This window comes from Streptomyces bullii, from assembly GCF_042657145.1.
Taxonomy (GTDB): domain Bacteria; phylum Actinomycetota; class Actinomycetes; order Streptomycetales; family Streptomycetaceae; genus Streptomyces; species Streptomyces bullii.
This window is the reverse complement of sequence record NZ_JBHSNY010000002.1, coordinates 535,964-552,374: the sequence shown is the minus strand read 5'-3', so window position 1 is coordinate 552,374 and position 16,411 is coordinate 535,964. Positions and strand designations below refer to the sequence as shown.

At 72.0% G+C, this 16,411-nt stretch carries 15 protein-coding genes; 5 read left to right on the top strand and 10 right to left on the bottom strand.

Going from position 1 to position 16,411, the window contains the following annotated elements:
- Nucleotides 1-10: 10 nt before the first annotated feature.
- Nucleotides 11-1,723 (top strand): sodium/solute symporter, encoded by a 1,713-nt coding sequence (locus ACFPZJ_RS06600; RefSeq protein ID WP_381018521.1) that lies wholly within the window; start codon nt 11-13, stop codon nt 1,721-1,723.
- A complete protein-coding gene (locus tag ACFPZJ_RS06595) occupies nt 1,720-2,925 on the top strand; it encodes a sensor histidine kinase (protein ID WP_381018519.1) in 1,206 nt (401 codons plus the stop codon). Before ACFPZJ_RS06600 ends, ACFPZJ_RS06595 begins: the two co-directional genes overlap by 4 nt.
- Nucleotides 2,926-2,928: 3 nt before the next feature.
- Here the strand turns inward: ACFPZJ_RS06595 and ACFPZJ_RS06590 are convergent, their stop codons facing one another.
- The 7 genes from ACFPZJ_RS06590 to ACFPZJ_RS06560 form a co-directional block, all read right to left on the bottom strand.
- Nucleotides 2,929-3,084 (bottom strand): hypothetical protein, encoded by a 156-nt coding sequence (locus ACFPZJ_RS06590; protein WP_381018516.1) that lies wholly within the window; start codon nt 3,082-3,084, stop codon nt 2,929-2,931.
- A gap of 43 nt (nt 3,085-3,127) precedes the next feature.
- On the bottom strand, nt 3,128-5,065 hold the full coding sequence (locus ACFPZJ_RS06585) for a serine/threonine-protein kinase (protein ID WP_381018513.1): 1,938 nt from the start codon (nt 5,063-5,065) through the stop codon (nt 3,128-3,130).
- A gap of 68 nt (nt 5,066-5,133) precedes the next feature.
- A complete protein-coding gene (locus tag ACFPZJ_RS06580) occupies nt 5,134-6,648 on the bottom strand; it encodes a DUF6777 domain-containing protein (RefSeq protein WP_381018995.1) in 1,515 nt (504 codons plus the stop codon).
- A 175-nt stretch (nt 6,649-6,823) separates the two neighbouring features.
- The gene (locus ACFPZJ_RS06575) at nt 6,824-7,774 is read right to left on the bottom strand and encodes a cytochrome c oxidase assembly protein (protein WP_381018510.1); all 951 of its coding nucleotides are present in this window, start codon (nt 7,772-7,774) and stop codon (nt 6,824-6,826) included.
- A gap of 157 nt (nt 7,775-7,931) precedes the next feature.
- The gene (locus ACFPZJ_RS06570; RefSeq protein ID WP_381018507.1) at nt 7,932-8,957 is read right to left on the bottom strand and encodes a 6-phosphofructokinase; all 1,026 of its coding nucleotides are present in this window, start codon (nt 8,955-8,957) and stop codon (nt 7,932-7,934) included.
- Between the two features lie 277 nt (nt 8,958-9,234).
- Nucleotides 9,235-9,963 carry a type 1 glutamine amidotransferase gene (locus tag ACFPZJ_RS06565; RefSeq protein ID WP_381018504.1) on the bottom strand — a complete coding sequence of 243 codons (729 nt, stop codon included), beginning with the start codon at nt 9,961-9,963 and terminating at the stop codon, nt 9,235-9,237.
- 20 nt (nt 9,964-9,983) lie between these two features.
- Nucleotides 9,984-11,222, bottom strand: a complete 1,239-nt coding sequence (locus ACFPZJ_RS06560; RefSeq protein WP_381018502.1) for a MurT ligase domain-containing protein — start codon at nt 11,220-11,222, stop codon at nt 9,984-9,986.
- A gap of 149 nt (nt 11,223-11,371) precedes the next feature.
- On the opposite strand from ACFPZJ_RS06560, the gene def reads away from it, so the two are divergent.
- Nucleotides 11,372-11,911: a peptide deformylase gene (gene def / locus ACFPZJ_RS06555; RefSeq protein ID WP_381018499.1), complete on the top strand. Its 540-nt coding sequence runs from the start codon at nt 11,372-11,374 to the stop codon at nt 11,909-11,911.
- Nucleotides 11,912-11,921: 10 nt separating this feature from the next.
- On the opposite strand, the gene ACFPZJ_RS06550 is transcribed toward def, so the two are convergent.
- Complete coding sequence (locus tag ACFPZJ_RS06550; protein WP_381018496.1) at nt 11,922-12,563, bottom strand: TetR/AcrR family transcriptional regulator; 642 nt, start codon at nt 12,561-12,563, stop codon at nt 11,922-11,924.
- A gap of 173 nt (nt 12,564-12,736) precedes the next feature.
- On the opposite strand from ACFPZJ_RS06550, the gene ACFPZJ_RS06545 reads away from it, so the two are divergent.
- Complete coding sequence (locus ACFPZJ_RS06545; protein ID WP_381018493.1) at nt 12,737-13,963, top strand: acyl-CoA dehydrogenase family protein; 1,227 nt, start codon at nt 12,737-12,739, stop codon at nt 13,961-13,963.
- A gap of 22 nt (nt 13,964-13,985) precedes the next feature.
- Complete coding sequence (locus ACFPZJ_RS06540) at nt 13,986-14,642, top strand: transcriptional regulator (protein WP_381018491.1); 657 nt, start codon at nt 13,986-13,988, stop codon at nt 14,640-14,642.
- A 58-nt stretch (nt 14,643-14,700) separates the two neighbouring features.
- Here ACFPZJ_RS06540 and ACFPZJ_RS06535 read toward each other — a convergent pair whose 3' ends face one another.
- Both ACFPZJ_RS06535 and ACFPZJ_RS06530 read right to left on the bottom strand, forming a co-directional pair.
- Complete coding sequence (locus ACFPZJ_RS06535; RefSeq protein ID WP_365670205.1) at nt 14,701-14,937, bottom strand: DUF6213 family protein; 237 nt, start codon at nt 14,935-14,937, stop codon at nt 14,701-14,703.
- A 25-nt stretch (nt 14,938-14,962) separates the two neighbouring features.
- On the bottom strand, nt 14,963-16,348 hold the full coding sequence (locus tag ACFPZJ_RS06530; protein ID WP_381018489.1) for an NADP-dependent succinic semialdehyde dehydrogenase: 1,386 nt from the start codon (nt 16,346-16,348) through the stop codon (nt 14,963-14,965).
- Nucleotides 16,349-16,411 lie beyond the last annotated feature (63 nt).

Below are 16,411 nucleotides of genomic sequence, written 5' to 3'. Positions count from 1 at the left end.
CAGTCCCGCCGTGAACCCGAGTTACGCCGTTCCCGCCGTCGCCCTCGTCGTCGTGGCGACCGTCCTCGTCGGCGCCTTCGGCCTGCGCATCTCCCGCACCACCTCCGACTTCTACGTCGCCTCCCGCACCGTCGGCCCCCGCCTCAACGCCGCTGCCATCAGCGGCGAGTACCTCTCCGCCGCCTCCTTCCTGGGCATAGCCGGCCTCGTCCTGGTCCAGGGCCCCGACATGCTCTGGTACCCCGTCGGCTACACCGCCGGATACCTGGTCCTGCTCCTGTTCGTCGCCGCCCCGCTGCGCCGCTCCGGCGCCTACACCCTCCCCGACTTCGCCGAGGCCCGGCTCGCCTCCCAGGCGGTGCGGCGGCTGGCGGGCGCCTTCGTCGTGGGCGTCGGCTGGCTGTACCTGCTGCCCCAGCTCCAGGGCGCCGGGCTGACGCTGACCGTGCTCACCGGGGCGCCCGACTGGCTGGGCGGGGTGATCGTCGCCGTCGTCGTGACCGCCACCGTCGCCGCCGGCGGCATGCGCAGCATCACCTTCGTGCAGGCCTTCCAGTACTGGCTCAAACTCACCGCCCTGCTCGTCCCCGCCCTCTTCCTGATCCTCGCCTGGCAGAGCGACGGCGCGCCCCGCCACGCATTCGACGAACCGGCCACCTTCCGCGAACAGCGCGTCGTCCGCGTCCAGGACAGCCTCGACCTCAAGCTCGACCGGCCCCTGGCGGTCACCGTGAGCGGCACCGTCGAAGGCCGGACGCACGCCGACACCCGGATCGAACTCCCCGCCGGCACCCACCGCATCGAACGCGGCACCCGCCTCACCTTCGCCGAGGGCGCCCCCGTCCCGCGGGCGGACCGCAGCAGCGGCGGCGTCCTGTCGCCGTCCCGGGCCGAGAGCCGCGAGGAACGCCCGCTGTACGCCACGTACGGGCTGATCCTCGCCACCTTCCTCGGCACCATGGGCCTGCCGCACGTCGTGGTCCGCTTCTACACCAGCCCGCACGGGGTCGCCGCCCGCCGCACCACCGTCGCCGTGCTCGGCCTGATCGGCGCCTTCTACCTGCTGCCCCCGGTCTACGGCGCGCTCGGCCGCCTCTACGCCCCCGAACTCACCCTCAGCGGCGACGCGGACGCGGCCGTGCTGCTGCTGCCCGAGCGCATGATCGGGGGAGTGGGCGGCGACCTGCTGGGCGCCCTGATCGCCGGGGGCGCCTTCGCCGCGTTCCTGTCGACGGCCTCCGGGCTGACCATGGCCGTGGCGGGTGTGCTCACGCAGGACGTGCTGCCGGCGCGCGGCGTACGGCACTTCCGGCTCGGTACGGTGCTCGCCATGGCCGTCCCGCTCCTGGCGAGTGTCCTGGTCGGAGGTCTGCCGGTGGCCGACGCCGTGGGGCTGGCCTTCGCGGTGTCCGCGTCCTCCTTCTGCCCGCTGCTCGTGCTCGGCATCTGGTGGCGGCGGCTGACACCGCCCGGCGCCGCGGCGGGGATGCTGGTGGGCGGCGGCTCCGCGCTGCTCGCCGTCGCCGCGACCATGACCGGCTTCCCCCGCGCAGGGGCACTGCACGCCCTGCTCGCCTGGCCCGCGCTGTGGACGGTGCCGCTGGGCTTCCTCACCATGATCCTGGTGTCCCTGGCCACCCCAGGCCGTGTACCGCCCGGCACGGCGGCGGTACTGGCCCGCTTCCACCTGCCCGAGGAACTGCGGACGGAGGTACCGGCGTGAGCGGATTCCTGGCGGGCCTGTGCGTCGCCGTGCTCCCGCTGCTGGCCGCCGGGTTCTGGCTGGGCCGCCGCACCGCCCGGCCCACCAGCCTGGCCGGGCTAGGCACCCCCGTCGAGCACGCCACCTTCGAGACCCTGCACACCGCCACCCTCGCCGCGCCCCCGCTGCGGGCGGGCCTGACGGAGGAGACCGCCCGCAAGTCGGCCCGCAAACTGCGCTCCCTGCTCGGCACGGACGCCCTGTGCCTGACCGACAACGAACAGGTCCTCGTCTGGGACGGCGCGGGCGCCCACCACCGCACCGAGATCATGGAACGCCTCGCCGGCCCCCTGGAGACCGGCCGGGGCGAAGCCTTCCGCCTGACCTGCTACACCCCCGACTGCTCGGTGCGGTGGGCGGTCGTCGCCCCGCTCACCGTCGACGACCGGGTGCACGGCGCCCTCGTAGCCTGCGCGCCCCGCGAGTCCGCCGTGCTGGTCCGGGCGGCCGGAGAGGTCGCCCGCTGGGTCTCCGTGCAGCTCGAACTGGCCGACCTCGACCAGTCCCGCACCCGGCTCATCGAGGCCGAGATCAAGGCTTTGCGCGCCCAGATCTCCCCGCACTTCATCTTCAACTCGCTCGCGGTCATCGCCTCGTTCGTGCGCACCGACCCCGAGCGCGCCCGCGAACTGCTCCTGGAGTTCGCCGACTTCACCCGCTACTCCTTCCGCCGGCACGGCGACTTCACCACCCTCGCCGACGAACTCCACGCCATCGACCACTACTTGGCGCTCGTACGGGCACGCTTCGGCGACCGCCTCTCCGTCACCCTCCAGATCGCCCCGGAGGTGCTGCCCGTCGCCCTGCCCTTCCTGTGCCTGCAGCCGCTCGTGGAGAACGCCGTCAAGCACGGTCTGGAGGGCAAGGCCGACAAGTGCCACATCCAGATCACCGCACAGGACGCGGGCGCCGAGGCGCTGGTGGTCATCGAGGACGACGGCGCCGGAATGGACCCCGGCCTGCTGCGCCGCATCCTGGCGCGCGAGGTCAGCCCGTCGGGCGGCATCGGACTGTCCAACGTCGACGACCGGCTCCGCCAGGTCTACGGAGACGACCACGGCCTCGTCATCGAGACCGCCGTCGGCGCGGGCATGAAGATCACCGTCCGGTTGCCGAAGTACCAGCCGGGTGTCCACTCGGCCGGGCGCCTCAGCCGGCAGTGAGCCTCAGCCGCGGGTGGCGACCATGCCCAGGGTGATCAGCCCCAGGACCACCCACCCGAACCAGAGCCAGCCGTTGCTGCCGAGCGCCACCGTGTAGGCCGTCACCACGACGAGTCCGCCGATGGTGAGCGCCCCCATGGTCTTGGTCGAACCATTCATGGAACCAGATGAACCGGACGAACTGGGCATCGCAACACCCTCCTCATGGTTCGGTCCCCTCCATGGTGCCCCCGTTCTGCTTCCGTACGGTGCAGACGACGACATGTGTGCCTGATTTCCAGGGGCCGGCGCTCGTCCAGGACCCGGCTTCGTAGACGGACGGATCGAAGCCGTAGTCGCGCGGCGGCACGTCCCGCGCGCACGCCGCGTCCGACTCCGTCCGCGCCTCGGCGAGCGTCACGCCATCACCCAGCCGGGTGAATCCGAGCACCTGCTCGTCGTGCGGACCGCCGCACGCCACCAGCCGCGCGTCCCGGTTGGTCCGTACGTCCAGACAGTCCCGCCGCTGCATGGTCGAGATGTCGGCGAACGGCGTCCCGAACCTCCGGCGCTCCCCGAGCGGCCCGTACACCGGACCGTGCGCGCCCAGCACCAGGCAGGCGGTGCGCCGGCCGGCCGCCCCGAACCCCGCCTCGGTCGGTACGACGGCATGACTGCGGACGTCGGCGAGCCGGTCGCGCAGCTCCCGCGTCCGCTCCTCGCACCGGGCCGGCCCCTGCTCGCGCGCCTCGTCCGCGGAGGCGGCCTCGACGAACGCCACCACCTGCCCGTCGGGTGCCTGCTCGCGGCAGGTGGGGTCCAGGGTGAGCCGGGGCGTGCCCGAGAAGCGGACGGCGCCGGGCCAGTCGGCGAGCACGCAGTCACCGTCCTGGAGCGGCTCGACGAGCCCCACGGCCTCCCCGTACGGCGCCGCCGTGCCGTCGCTCGTACGGTCGGCGAGGGCGTACCAGACGCCGCTCAGGGCGAGGACCACGCCCAGGCCGCCGGCCAGGGCGGCCCGCAGGAGGCGGCGGCGCGGACGCCGCCGGTAGGCCGGCGGGGACACGGCGGCCCCGGCACCGCCCGTACCAGGCCCGGGCCCGCGCACGCTCCAGCCGGGCGTGAGCGCAAGGTCCGGCGTCCACGTGGGGCCGAATCCGTCCGCGCCGGGCGGGGTCGAGACCTCCGGCACCGGTGCCGACCCGAACGCGGGCACGCCCGCGCCGGGCGCGTGCGCCTCCCAGGGCGAGGGAGAGCCGGGATCGGTCCGCGTCCGTTCGTAGGCATCGGACTGCGGCGTGACGATCAGCGACAACGCCGCCTCCGCCTCCAGCGGCGTGATCCGCAGGTGCGGGTCCTTCACGAGCAGTCCCCGCAGCACCGGCTCCAGTGCCCCGGCCCGCGCCGGCGGACGCGGCTCCTCCATGACCGCCGCGGTGATCGCCGCGACGTATGACGCGCGCTCGAACGGGCCGCGGCCCTCGACGCCGTAGTAGAGCGTGCAGCCCAGGGAGAACAGGTCGGCGGCCGGGGTCGGCGGGCCGCCCGAGGCGCGTTCCGGCGCCAGGTAGCCCGCCGTGCCGACCAGCACGGACGCCATCGTGTACCGCGTCTCGTCGGCGTCCGGCTGCACGGAGATGCCGTAGTCGGCGAGCAGGACCCGCCCGTACGGTGCGCCGGTGCGGTCCGGTGCGAGCAGGATGTTGGCCGGTTTCACATCCCGGTGCATGACGCCCCGCTCGTGCCCGGCGGCCAGCGCGTCCAGGACGGCCAGACCGATGCGGGCGCACTCGGCGGGGGCGAGCGGACCGCGCCGGTCGACCAGCTCACGCAGGTCGACCGCGTCCCTCACGTACTCCATGACGATCCAGGGCAGCCCCTCGTGCTCCAGCACGTCGTGCACGGTCACCACGTGCGGATGACCGCGCAGACCGGCCGCGTGCCGGGCCTCCGCGCGGGCCCGGGCGACACGGGCCTCCCGTTCGGGCCCGGCCTCGGACCCGTCGCGGAAGACGATCTCCTTCAGCGCGACCTCGCAGGCGAGCCGCTGGTCGTGGGCGAGCCAGACGTGTCCCATACCGCCGCTGCCGAGCCGGCGCAGCAGCAGATAACGGCCGGCGATGACCCGGCCCGCTCCCGACGTCGGTGATCCTGAAGACATCTGGTGACTCCCGGGTGTCGGCGGGGGACCAAAAGGGGGTTTCTGGACGATGGTGAGCCGGCGGAAGCTCAGACGACGGGGGCATCGCCGGCGGGGGTGCCGGACGCGGGGACGGTGGCGGTGGCCGCCGGGGTTCTCCTGGCCGTGACGCTGCTCAGGGGTGGTGGTGCGCTGCCGGTCACGGGGTCGCCCGTGGGCGGTGAGCCGGTGGCCGCCGGGGGTGAGCCGGCCGCGGTGGACGGCGGGCTGGAACGCGGCGCGGCGTTCGACGGGGGCGGCGGCTCGGAGCTGGGCGGCGCACCGGGCGGAGGGGGCGGTTCCCTGCTCGGCTCCTCACGGGTCGGCGCGGAAACCGTCGGCTCCCCCGAATCCGTCGGCCGGGAATCCGTCGGCCCGGGATCCGTCCGGCCGGAATCCGGCGGCCCGGGGTCGGTCGACCCCGGATCCGTGGGGTCGGAACCCGTGGGACCGGAATCCGTCGGCCCGGGACCGGTGGGGCCGGGATCCGTCGACCCGGGTCCGGTGGGGCCGGTGGAGCCGGATTCCGCGGGCCCCGAACCGGACGGCCCGGAATCGGTGGGCCCGGACGGTGTGGATCCGGAATCCGTCGGCCCAGGACTGTCCGGACCCGACGACGACGTCGACGTGGGCGGCACCGCCCGGGACGACCCCGAGCCCGGGGAGGTGTCGGTCCCACCGGGGTCGTCACGAGAGGTGCCCGGCGAGGTGTCCCCGCCCGCGCCCCCGGCCACGCTCAGCGTCACGTACGCCCCGAACCGCAGCCGTGTCCCGGCCGCCGGGTCGGACGCGGTGACCCGCGCACCGTCGGACGGCAGCCCCGCCCCGTCGTGGACGACCGCCAGTCCCGCGTCGGTCAGCCGCCGGCTCGCCGTCCCGAACGTCGTCCCGGCGACCCGGGGCACCGCACGCCGCTCCCGCGTGTCGAACAGGGAGTCGGCCTCGCCCGTCGTGCCGACGGGACGCTCGATGCCCCGGTCCGGGTCTTCCACGTCGACGAGGGCGAGCCGTTCCAGTTTCCGGGGCGCGGGCCGTACCGCCACCACGGAGGAAGGGTCGTATCCCTTCCATTTCTTGTTGCCGTCCTCGAACGTCACCGAAATCCGCTCGGCGTCCCCCTGGAAGGGGCGCAGGGGATTTCCGCATGAGCACTTCACGGCCGGAAGTCCTCGCTCGTCTACGAGAATCGCGATTCCCGCCTGGAGGAGCGCAGGAAAGGGAACAGCCTTTCCCTTTTTGTAGTCGTGGTTCTCCACGAGGGTGTCGTGGCGCAGGAGGACCGGAGTGAGCCGGTCGAGATGCTCGCGAATCCCGCCCGTGTGAATTCCGCGCGCCGTCGCCCACGCCTGTGCCTTGCGGTGATTCCTGGGATCGGTGAGATAGCGCTCCAGCCGGTCGACGTCACAGATCGTCGGCTGCCTGGTCCCGCCGTACAGACCAGGGGAATCGCCCTGCTGAAGGCCGCCGCGCGCCGGCCGCGACCGTACGTCGGCGTCCCGTCCGAGTCCGCTGCTCTCGTCGAAGAAGGGGGCGAGCGAGGGAACCCCCGCAGCCACCGCCTTCACCGCGAGCAACGGCGCTTCTCTGTCACATCCGCTGACCGCGAGAACGAGTGCCAGCAGGACGGCGATGTGTCGAATCGCTGTTTTCCCGAACTCGTGCACGAACGCGCGCAGTACCATCACCGCTCCCCCCGGCGGTTCCCCCGACGCGCCTCATGCTACTGAATGGGAAGGCCTTTCAGTGGCCACGTGCGTGCAGTGACGCCAAATAGGCGTTGTACGCCTCGAGTTCCTTGTCCCCGTCCCGGTCGGCGGCCCGGTCCGTGCGCCTGGCCTGCCGCTGTTCGGAGGCGTACCACTGGAACAGCAGCGCCACCAGCACCAGCACGGACGGGATCTCGCTGAACGCCCAGGCGATACCGCCGGCCGCGTTCTGGTCGGAGAGCGCCTCGATGCCGAGCGAGGCGGGCGGGTTCTTGAACGACTCGACCATCGGCGCGGACGCCATCATCAGCGCGATACCGAAGAACGCGTGGAACGGCATGCCCGCGAACAGCTCCAGCATCCGCATCAGGTAACCCGGCCGGTGCGGACCCGGGTCCACGCCCATGATCGGCCAGAAGAAGACCAGGCCGACGGCGAGGAAGTGCACCATCATCGCGATGTGCCCCGCCTTGGAGCCCATGAGGAAGTCGAACAGCGGCGTGAAGTACAGGCCGTACAGGCTCGCGATGAACAGCGGGATGGTGAACGCGGGGTGCGTGACGATCCGCATGTAGCGGCTGTGCAGCAGCATCAAAAGCAGCTCACGGGGGCCCTTGCGGCCGCGGCCGGCCGGGGGCAGCGCGCGCAGCGCCAGCGTGATCGGGGCGCCCAGCAGGATCAGGATCGGCGACACCATGCTGATCACCATGTGCTGCACCATGTGCACGCTGAACATGACCATGCCGTAGTCGTTCAGCTTGGTGCACATCATGAGCCCGATGCTCAGCACACCGAGGACGTAGGCGACCGTCCGCCCCACCGGCCACTTGTCGCCGCGCCGCGCCAGCCGGACGGCCCCCCAGCCGTACAGCGCCAGCCCCAGCAGGCAGGCGAGGAGGAAGAACGGGTCCGCGGACCACTCCAGGCCTCGTCCCAGCGTGAACGGCGGCAGATCCGTCATCGTGCCGTGCCCGCTGTGATCCATCCGCCGGCTCCTGATTCGTGGGGGTTGGGTGCTTTGTGTCCGCCCCAAGAGTAGAACCGCCCCCGGCGACCGCGGTCACCGGGGGCGTTCCGGCCGACGTGCGCCCGTCGAATGCCCGACGTCCTACAGGACGCACTCCGCCTCGGCGTAGTACGTCCTACAGGACGCACTCCGCCTCGGCGTAGCGGGCCTCCGGCACCGTCTTCAGCGTCTCCACGGCCTCCGCCAGCGGCACCATGACGATGTCCGTGCCGCGCAGCGCGGTCATCTGCCCGAACTCGCCCCGGTGCACCGCCTCGACCGCGTGCCACCCGAACCGCGTCGCCAGCACCCGGTCGTACGCGGTGGGCGTGCCGCCGCGCTGGACGTGCCCGAGGATCACCGGCCGGGCCTCCTTGCCGAGGCGGCGCTCCAACTCGACGGAGAGCTGCCGGGCGATGCCGGCGAACCGCTCGTGGCCGTAGATGTCCTTGCCGCCCTCGTCGAACTCCATGGTCCCGGGCTTGGGCTTGGCGCCCTCGGCCGCGACGACGATCGCGAACCGCTTGCCCGCCGAGAACCGCTCGCCGACCTTGGCGGTCAGTTCCTCTATGTCGAAGGGCCGCTCGGGCACGACGATGGCGTGAGCGCCGGCCGCCATGCCGGAGTGCAGCGCGATCCAGCCGGTGTGGCGGCCCATGACCTCCACGATCAGTACGCGCTGGTGGGACTCGGCGGTGGTCTTCAGCCGGTCGAGGGCCTCGGTCGCCACACCGACGGCGGTGTCGAAGCCGAAGGTGACGTCCGTGACCGCGATGTCGTTGTCGATGGTCTTCGGCACGCCGACGATCGGCAGGCCGTTGTCCGACAGGAGCCGGGCCGCCTTCAGCGTGCCCTCGCCGCCGATCGGGATGATCGCGTCGAGGCCGAGCTCCTGAAGGTGGCCCTTGGCCCGGGACACGCCGTCCCGAAGGTGCTCGGGACGGACCCTGGAGGAGCCGAGGATGGTGCCGCCGCGGGCGAGGATGCCGCCCACCGCGTCGAGGTCGAGCTTGAGGTAGTCGCACTCCAGAAGGCCCTTCCAGCCGTCCCGGAAGCCGATGACCTCGTCGCCGTGGTCGGCGACGGCACGGTGCACGACGGACCGGATGACGGCGTTCAGGCCGGGGCAGTCGCCGCCGGACGTGAGGACACCAATGCGCATAGCCCGAAATACCTTCTCAACGTGGGCATGGGACCGGACCGCGCTGTCCGGCTCGATCCCCGCCACCCTAGCGGCATCAGGGGGCGGGTCCGAACCATGCGTCCGCCTGCTGGACGACCCCGCTCACCTGTGCGGATGGGCCGTCAGACGGGCTGTTGACCAACCGGTTGACGTGGGGTTTCAGCAGGCCGCCACCCAGCGGTGTCACGGGCCACCACGCAGCGGTGTCACACCGGCTGCTGCGCAGCGGTGTCACGCAGGCTGCTGCGCAGCCGTGTCACGCAGGCTGCTGCGCAGCCGCGATGCGCTCGTTGCGCAGGGCCTCGTACCAGTGGTCGTCGACGGGCGGCAGCGCGTTGACGTCGAGCGCCAGCTTCAGCAGCAGGTCCGCGATCAGCGGGTTGCGGGCCAGCACCGGGCCGTGCATGTACGTCCCGAAGACGGTGCCGTTGTACGCGCCCTCCGTGCCGTCGCCCGTGCCGTTGCCGTTGCCCAGGCGCACCTGGGCGAGGGCGCGGGCGCCGGAACCGACGTGGGTGACGCCCTGGTGGTTCTCGAAGCCGGTCAGCGGGGGCAGGCCGAGCCGCGGGTCGATGTCGGCGAGCACGTCACCGACGCACCGCTCGGCCTCACCGCGCACGGACACCACGTCCAGCAGCCCGAGCCCCGGCTCGCGCTGTCCGAGGTCGTTGATGAACTCCTGGCCGAGGATCTGGTAGCCGGCGCACACCGAGAAGACGATGGCGCCGTTGTCCACGGCCCGGTGCAGACCGCCGTCCCGGCGCAGCCGCTCGGCTGCGAGCCGCTGCGGGCGGTCCTCGCCGCCGCCGATCAGGTAGATGTCGCCGGAGGTCGGGATCGGCTGGTCGCTGCGCACGTCGAGCCGGGCCACGTCCAGGCCCCGCTGTCGCGCCCGGCGCTCCACGACGAGGACGTTGCCCTGGTCGCCGTACGTGCTGAGCAGGTCCGGGTAGATCCAGACGACCCGCAGCTGGTTGTCGCTCACAAAAGTCCCCTGAGTGCTTGTCAGTTGCCGACGCGGCGGCGCAGGTCCTGGAACGCGGTGTAGTTGGCGATGACCTCGATGCGGCCCGGCGGGCACAGCTGCACGGCCTGGTCGAGGTTCTCGCACACCTGGAACTGCTGGTTCGCGACCTCCAGGCGGACCGCGAGGTCCAGCCTGCGGTCGCCGATCACGCAGATCGGATGGCCGCTCAGACGCGTGTAGTCGACGTCCCACAGCCAGGAGGTGTCGGTGCCGTCGGCGGAGCGCGCGTTCACCGACAGGATCACCGGGGTGGGCGGCGGGTCGATCAGCGAGAAGGTCTCCAGCCACCCGGCCGGGTTCTTCGCCAGCAGCAGCCGCAGGTCACGGCCCTCGAACTGGACGACGTCGTAGCGCCCGGCGACGGCCTGGACCTGGTACATGCGCTCCAGCGCGACCTGCGGCGGCACCCCGAAGACGGCGGCGACGGCCGCGGAACTGGCGGCGTTGGCCTTGTTGGCGCGGCCCGGGAGCTGCAGGTGGATCGGCCAGGCCGAGCCGTGCGGATCGAGGACGTGGTCGCCGGACAGCGCCCAGCTCGGCGTCGGCCGGCGGAAGCCGCACTCGCCGCAGAACCAGTCGTCGCCCGGGCGCTGCATCACGCCGCCGCACGACGGGCAGGACCAGGCGTCGTCCTTCCACATCTGCCCGGCGGCGACCCAGATCACGTTGGGGGAGGAGGACGCGGCCCACACCACCAGCGGATCGTCGCAGTTGGCGACGATGACGGCCTTGGAGCCGGCCAGGCCCTCCCGCCAGTTCTCGGCGAGCATGCGGGTCTCGGCGGCCCGGTCGAGCTGGTCGCGGGAGAGGTTGAGCAGGGCGATGCACTTGGGTTCGGTGTCCCGGGCGACGCCGGCGAGGTACTTCTCGTCGACCTCGATGACGCCGTAGCGGGCGTCCGAGCCGCCCGCCAGCGCCGAGGTGATGCCGGCCGGCATGTTGGCGCCGAGCGCGTTGGAGACGACCGGGCCCGCGGCCCGCAGCGCCTCGGCGATCAGCCGGGTCGTCGTCGTCTTGCCGTTGGTCGCCGAGACCAGGGTGACGTCCAGATTCTGGGCGAGTCGGCGCAGGAGGTCGGGGTCGAGCTTGAGGGCCACCCGGCCACCGATCACCGAACCGCTGCCGCGTCCCGCGGCGCGGGATGCCGCTGCGACCGCCTTGCCCGCGGTCACGGCCAGCTTGGCCCGCGGCGTGAGCGGGTCCGAGTTGCCTGCCATCAGTTCTCGATCCTCCTTGCGTACGCGCCGCGCCTTGAAGCCTGACGGCCACGTGGTGTGAACCTCAGCCTATCGAGATCCATTCGCACTCCTGAACCTCGGCACCACAGTGAGACGAGCGGTGCAGCAAGGACCGTACTCTTGCGGTCATGCGTCACGGCCCCATCCCCGGCACCCGAGGCCGCGTGAGACCCCTCACCCTGCTCGGCGATCCGGTCCTGCACACCCGCTGCGTGGAGGTCACCGACTTCGGCCCCGAACTGGCGGCGCTCGTGGAGGACTTGTTCGCGACCATGTACGCCGCACAGGGCGTGGGCCTGGCCGCGAACCAGATCGGCGTCCCGTGGCGGGTCTTCGTGTACGACTGCCCGGACGACGAGGAGAACCGTCATCTGGGTCACATGGTGAACCCACGGCTCGTCGAGGCGGACGGCGTGGTACTGCGGGGCCCGGAGGGCTGCCTGTCCCTGCCGGGCCTGGAGGCGGGCACGGAACGCCACGACCACGCGGTGGTCGAGGGCTTCACGGTGACGGGCGAGCCGGTCACCGTCCACGGCACCGGCTTCTTCGCCCGCTGCCTCCAGCACGAGTGCGACCACCTGGAGGGCCGGATCTACGCGGACCACCTGACGGGCTGGCGCCACCGCAAGCTGATGCGCCAGGTGGCCAGGGCTTCCTGGCGCCGGTGAGCGGAGCCGCTCAGAACCCCGGCCCCCCCATCCTGTCCCCGGCGGCGGCGAGGCGCCCCCACAAGAGGTCCGCCAGACTCCGCACCAACTCGGCCCGGGAACAGGGCCGTTCCCCGAGCCACCAGTCACCGGCGGCGTGCATCATGCCGACGATCCCGTGCCCCCACACCCGGGCGAGCCGCTGCCCCTCCGGCCCGAGATCCAGCCGCTCCTCGATGACCTGGGCGAGTTCCTCGCCCATGCGCCGCAGCAGCGGAGCTGAGTGCTTGCCGACGTCGAACCCTTGATCGCTCGGCGAGCCCTCCGCCGGATGCATCAGGAAGCGGTACACCTGCGGCCGTGCCTCGATCGCGGCCAGGTACGTGTCCAGCGTGGACTCGACACGCTCACGCCGGTCCGCCGGTGCGTCCAGCGCCGCCCGCAGCGAGTCCAGCAACGCGTCCGTGTGCCGCTTGGCGAGGGCCGCGTACAGGCCGCCCTTGTCACCGAAGTGCCGGTACAGGATCGGCTTGGTGATGCCGGCCTCGGCCGCGATGGCGTTCATCGAGGCCTGCGGGCCGTCGCGCAGCACCACCCGGTCGGCGGCCTCCAGCAATTCGCGCCGTCGGCGGTCGGCGGACCGCTGCTGGTCGGTCCGCTGCGTGGTGTCCATGTGCTCTCCCCACCCGTGCTGATTCGGTGACGCCTGCGCAAACTAACACTTCGGCCTGCTCCCGGCATCGAACGGGCTGCCGAGGGGGCCTCGGGAGTTGACTTTTCCTACCCGCCGGTAACAGACTGCTGTTACCGCAAGTAACATTTAGATGTGCCGCCGCTGGAGGGGACATGGCCGAGTTCACCATGGAGCTCAACGACGAACAGAAGGAGGTCCGGGACTGGCTCCATGGCTTCGCCGCCGATGTGATCCGCCCCGCGGCCGCCGAATGGGACGAGCGTGAGGAGACTCCCTGGCCGGTCATCCAGGAGGCCGCCAAGGTCGGCATCTACTCCCTCGACTTCTACGCCCAGCAGTACTTCGACGCCACCGGCCTCGGCATCCCCATGACGATGGAGGAGCTGTTCTGGGGCGACGCCGGCATAGCCCTGTCGATCGTCGGCACAGGTCTGGCCGCCGTCGGCGTCCTCGCCAACGGCACCGAGGAGCAGATCGGCACCTGGATCCCCCAGATGTACGGCGACGCCAACGATGTCAAGGTCGCCGCGTTCTGCTCCTCCGAGCCCGACGCCGGCTCGGACGTGGCCTCCATGCGGACGCGCGCCGTGTACGACGAGGCCAAGGACGAGTGGGTGATCAACGGCACGAAGACCTGGGCGACCAACGGCGGCATCGCCAACGTCCATGTCGTGGTCGCGGTGGTCGACCCGGAGCTCGGCTCCAAGGGCCACGCCTCGTTCATCGTCCCGCCGAACACGCCGGGACTGTCGCAGGGGCAGAAGTTCAAGAAGCACGGGATCCGCGCCTCGCACACCGCCGAGGTGATTCTCGACAACGTGCGCGTTCCCGGCTCCTGCCTGCTCGGCGGCAAGGAGAAGCTCGACGAGCGCCTGGCCCGCGCCCGTGAGAGGGCGAAGAAGGGCGGCGAGCGCGTCAAGAACGCCGCGATGGCCACGTTCGAGGCGTCGCGTCCGGCGGTCGGCGCCATGGCGGTGGGCACCGCCCGTGCCGCGTACGAGGTGGCCCTCGACTACGCCAAGACCCGCGAGCAGTTCGGCCGGCCGATCATCGACAACCAGGGCGTCGCCTTCCAGCTCGCCGACATGCGCACCCAGATCGACGCGGCCCGCCTGCTGGTGTGGCGCGCCTCGTGGATGGCGATCAACGGCAAGCAGTTCACGGCCGCGGAGGGCTCGATGTCCAAGCTCTTCGCGAGCGAGACGGCGAAGAAGGTCACGGCCCAGGCGATCCAGATACTCGGCGGCAACGGCTACACCCGGGAGTACCCGGTGGAGCGGATGCACCGGGACGCGGCCATCTACACGATCTTCGAGGGCACGAGCGAGATCCAGCGCCTGGTGATCGCGCGGACGCTTTCGGGTATGCCGATCCGGTAGCGCCGCGACCGACGGAGGACCCATGAGGCGTACGGCCCGGGAACTGCTGGCCACCACCACCGCCCAACTCGCCCCGGACCCGCAGGCCAACCGCCTGGTCCCGCTCATCGCACGGGGCGCGGCGAGCCGCGACACGCTCGCCGCCCTCGCCCTCGAACAGCACGGGGTCATCGCCGCCGACCGCCGGTCCTTCCTCCACCTGGCGGAACGCGCCGCCGCCGACGGCGCCCCGCAGTCCGCCGCCTTCTTCCGCACGCTCGCGGACGGAGAGGCCCTGGCGGCCGAGCGGCTGAAGTCCTTCGCCGCGGCCTGCGGCGTGGACGGGGAGCGGGCCGCCGCCCACGACCCGCTCCCGGGCTGCCAGGCGTACCCGGCGTACGTGGCCTGGCTGGCCCTGAACGCGTCGCCACCGGACGCCGTCCTGTCCCTGACGGCCAACTTCTCGGCGTGGGGCGGTTACTGCGCCACGATCGCGGAGGCCCTGCGGAGCCACTACGGCTTCTCCGACGAGGCGTGCGGCTTCTTCGACTTCTTCGCCGAGCCCGCGCCCGACGTGGACGAGCAGGCGACGGCGGCGGTACAGGCGGGTTTGGACGGCGGCCGGCTGAACGAGGAACTCGCCCGTCGATACGGACGCCTGCTGCAGACCTACGAGGCGATGTTCTGGTCGGCCCTCTAGGGGCACGGGAACGGCGCGAGCAGCCACACGTCACCGCACGCGGTTGCGAACCGCACCCCTACGGCGCACCCCCGCTGCTGTGCGCGATGCACGCCACATCGATCCGGTCGGCCAGCTTGGCCAGCTCGATCGTCAGCGCGGCGACCGTGTCCTCGTCGAGCCCTTCCTCCCCGGCCTCCACGAGACGCAGCCATCGTCCGCCCACCGTCCGCAGCAGCTTGCTGACGTCGGCCGCCGCCACCTGCAGGGTCCCGCGGTCGTCGACGATGAGAGGCAGAGTCACTTCGCGGTTCACAGACGCGATGGTAGCCGCGCGGCGCTCACGCACCGTGCCAAACCGTCGTGATGTTGCAGAACTCGCGGATTCCGTGCCCGGACAGCTCACGCCCGTACCCGGACCGCTTCACACCGCCGAACGGGAACGCCGGGTGGGAGGCCGTCATGCCGTTGACGTACACGCCGCCCGCCTCCAGGTCGCGGACGAACCGGTCGACGTCGGCCTCGTCCCGTGTCCACACGTTCGAACTCAGCCCGAACGGCGAGTCGTTGGCGATCAGCACCGCCTCGTCCAGGTCGCCCGCCCGGTACAGCGTGGCCACCGGCCCGAACGCCTCCTCCCGGTGGATGCGCATTTCGCGCGTGATGCCGGCCAGCACGGTCGGCGGGTAGTACCAGCCGGGCCGGTCGGGGCGCTCGCCGCCGCACAGGACCCGGGCGCCGCCGCGCACCGCGTCGTCCACCAGTTCCTCCAGATCGGCCCGCCCCCGCTCGCTGGACAGCGGCCCGACCTCCGTCTCCTCGTCCATCGGGTCGCCGATCCTCAGCGCCCGCATGCCCTGCACGAACCGCTCGGCGAAGGCGTCGTAGACGTCCGTGTGCACGATGAACCGCTTGGCGGCGATGCACGACTGCCCGGTGTTCTGGCACCGCGCGTTCACCGCGACCTCGGCGGCCCGGTCGAGGTCGGCCGACGGCATCACGACGAACGGGTCGCTGCCGCCCAGCTCCAGCACCGTCTTCTTGACCATCTCCCCGGCGGTGGAGGCGACCGCGCGGCCCGCCGGCTCGCTGCCGGTGAGGGTGGCGGCTTTGACACGCTCGTCGCGCAGGATGTCGTCGACCTGCGCGGAGCCGATGAGCAGGGTCTGGAAGCAGCCCTCGGTGAAGCCCGCCCGGTGGAACAGGTCCTCCAGGTACAGCGCGGTCCGGGGGACGTTCGAGGCGTGCTTGAGCAGGCCCACGTTGCCCGCCATCAGCGCGGGCGCGGCGAAGCGGATCACCTGCCAGAGCGGGAAGTTCCACGGCATCACGGCGAGGACCGGGCCGAGCGGCCGGTAGCGGACCCGGACGCGGGAGGCGCCGGAGTCCTTGACGTCGAAGTCGGCGGGCTCCTCGTCGGCGAGGAGTTCCTCGGCGTGGTCGGCGTACCAGCGCATCGCCTTGGCGCACTTCGCGGCCTCCGCGCGGGCCTGCTTGATCGGCTTGCCCATCTCGGTGGTGATCACGCGGCCGATGTCCCGCTGGTCCTCCTCCAGGAGGTCGGCGGCCCTGTGCAGCAGACGGGCCCGCTCGTCGAAGCCCGTCGTCCGGTAGGTGCGGAAGGTGGCTTCCGCGAGCTGGAGCCGGCGCTCGATCTCCTCCTCGCCCATGGCCTCGTACGTCTTGAGCGTCTCGCCGTTCGCCGGGTTCACCGTTGCGATGGGCATGGCTGACCTCCCTGGGGACGGGCTGTGCTTCGACCTTCCCGCGCGGCGCAGAGCACCGCAACG

Bases quoted from the DNA above. Each gene is read 5' to 3' on its own strand.
- ACFPZJ_RS06590 (WP_381018516.1), bottom strand. From the start codon at position 3,084: ATGAATGGTTCGACCAAGACCATGGGGGCGCTCACCATCGGCGGACTC.
- ACFPZJ_RS06585 (WP_381018513.1), bottom strand. From the start codon at position 5,065: ATGTCTTCAGGATCACCGACGTCGGGAGCGGGCCGGGTCATCGCCGGC.
- ACFPZJ_RS06575 (WP_381018510.1), bottom strand. From the start codon at position 7,774: ATGGATCACAGCGGGCACGGCACGATGACGGATCTGCCGCCGTTCACG.
- ACFPZJ_RS06570 (WP_381018507.1), bottom strand. From the start codon at position 8,957: ATGCGCATTGGTGTCCTCACGTCCGGCGGCGACTGCCCCGGCCTGAAC.
- ACFPZJ_RS06560 (WP_381018502.1), bottom strand. From the start codon at position 11,222: ATGGCAGGCAACTCGGACCCGCTCACGCCGCGGGCCAAGCTGGCCGTG.
- def (WP_381018499.1), top strand. From the start codon at position 11,372: ATGCGTCACGGCCCCATCCCCGGCACCCGAGGCCGCGTGAGACCCCTC.
- ACFPZJ_RS06550 (WP_381018496.1), bottom strand. From the start codon at position 12,563: ATGGACACCACGCAGCGGACCGACCAGCAGCGGTCCGCCGACCGCCGA.
- ACFPZJ_RS06545 (WP_381018493.1), top strand. From the start codon at position 12,737: ATGGCCGAGTTCACCATGGAGCTCAACGACGAACAGAAGGAGGTCCGG.
- ACFPZJ_RS06540 (WP_381018491.1), top strand. From the start codon at position 13,986: ATGAGGCGTACGGCCCGGGAACTGCTGGCCACCACCACCGCCCAACTC.
- ACFPZJ_RS06530 (WP_381018489.1), bottom strand. From the start codon at position 16,348: ATGCCCATCGCAACGGTGAACCCGGCGAACGGCGAGACGCTCAAGACG.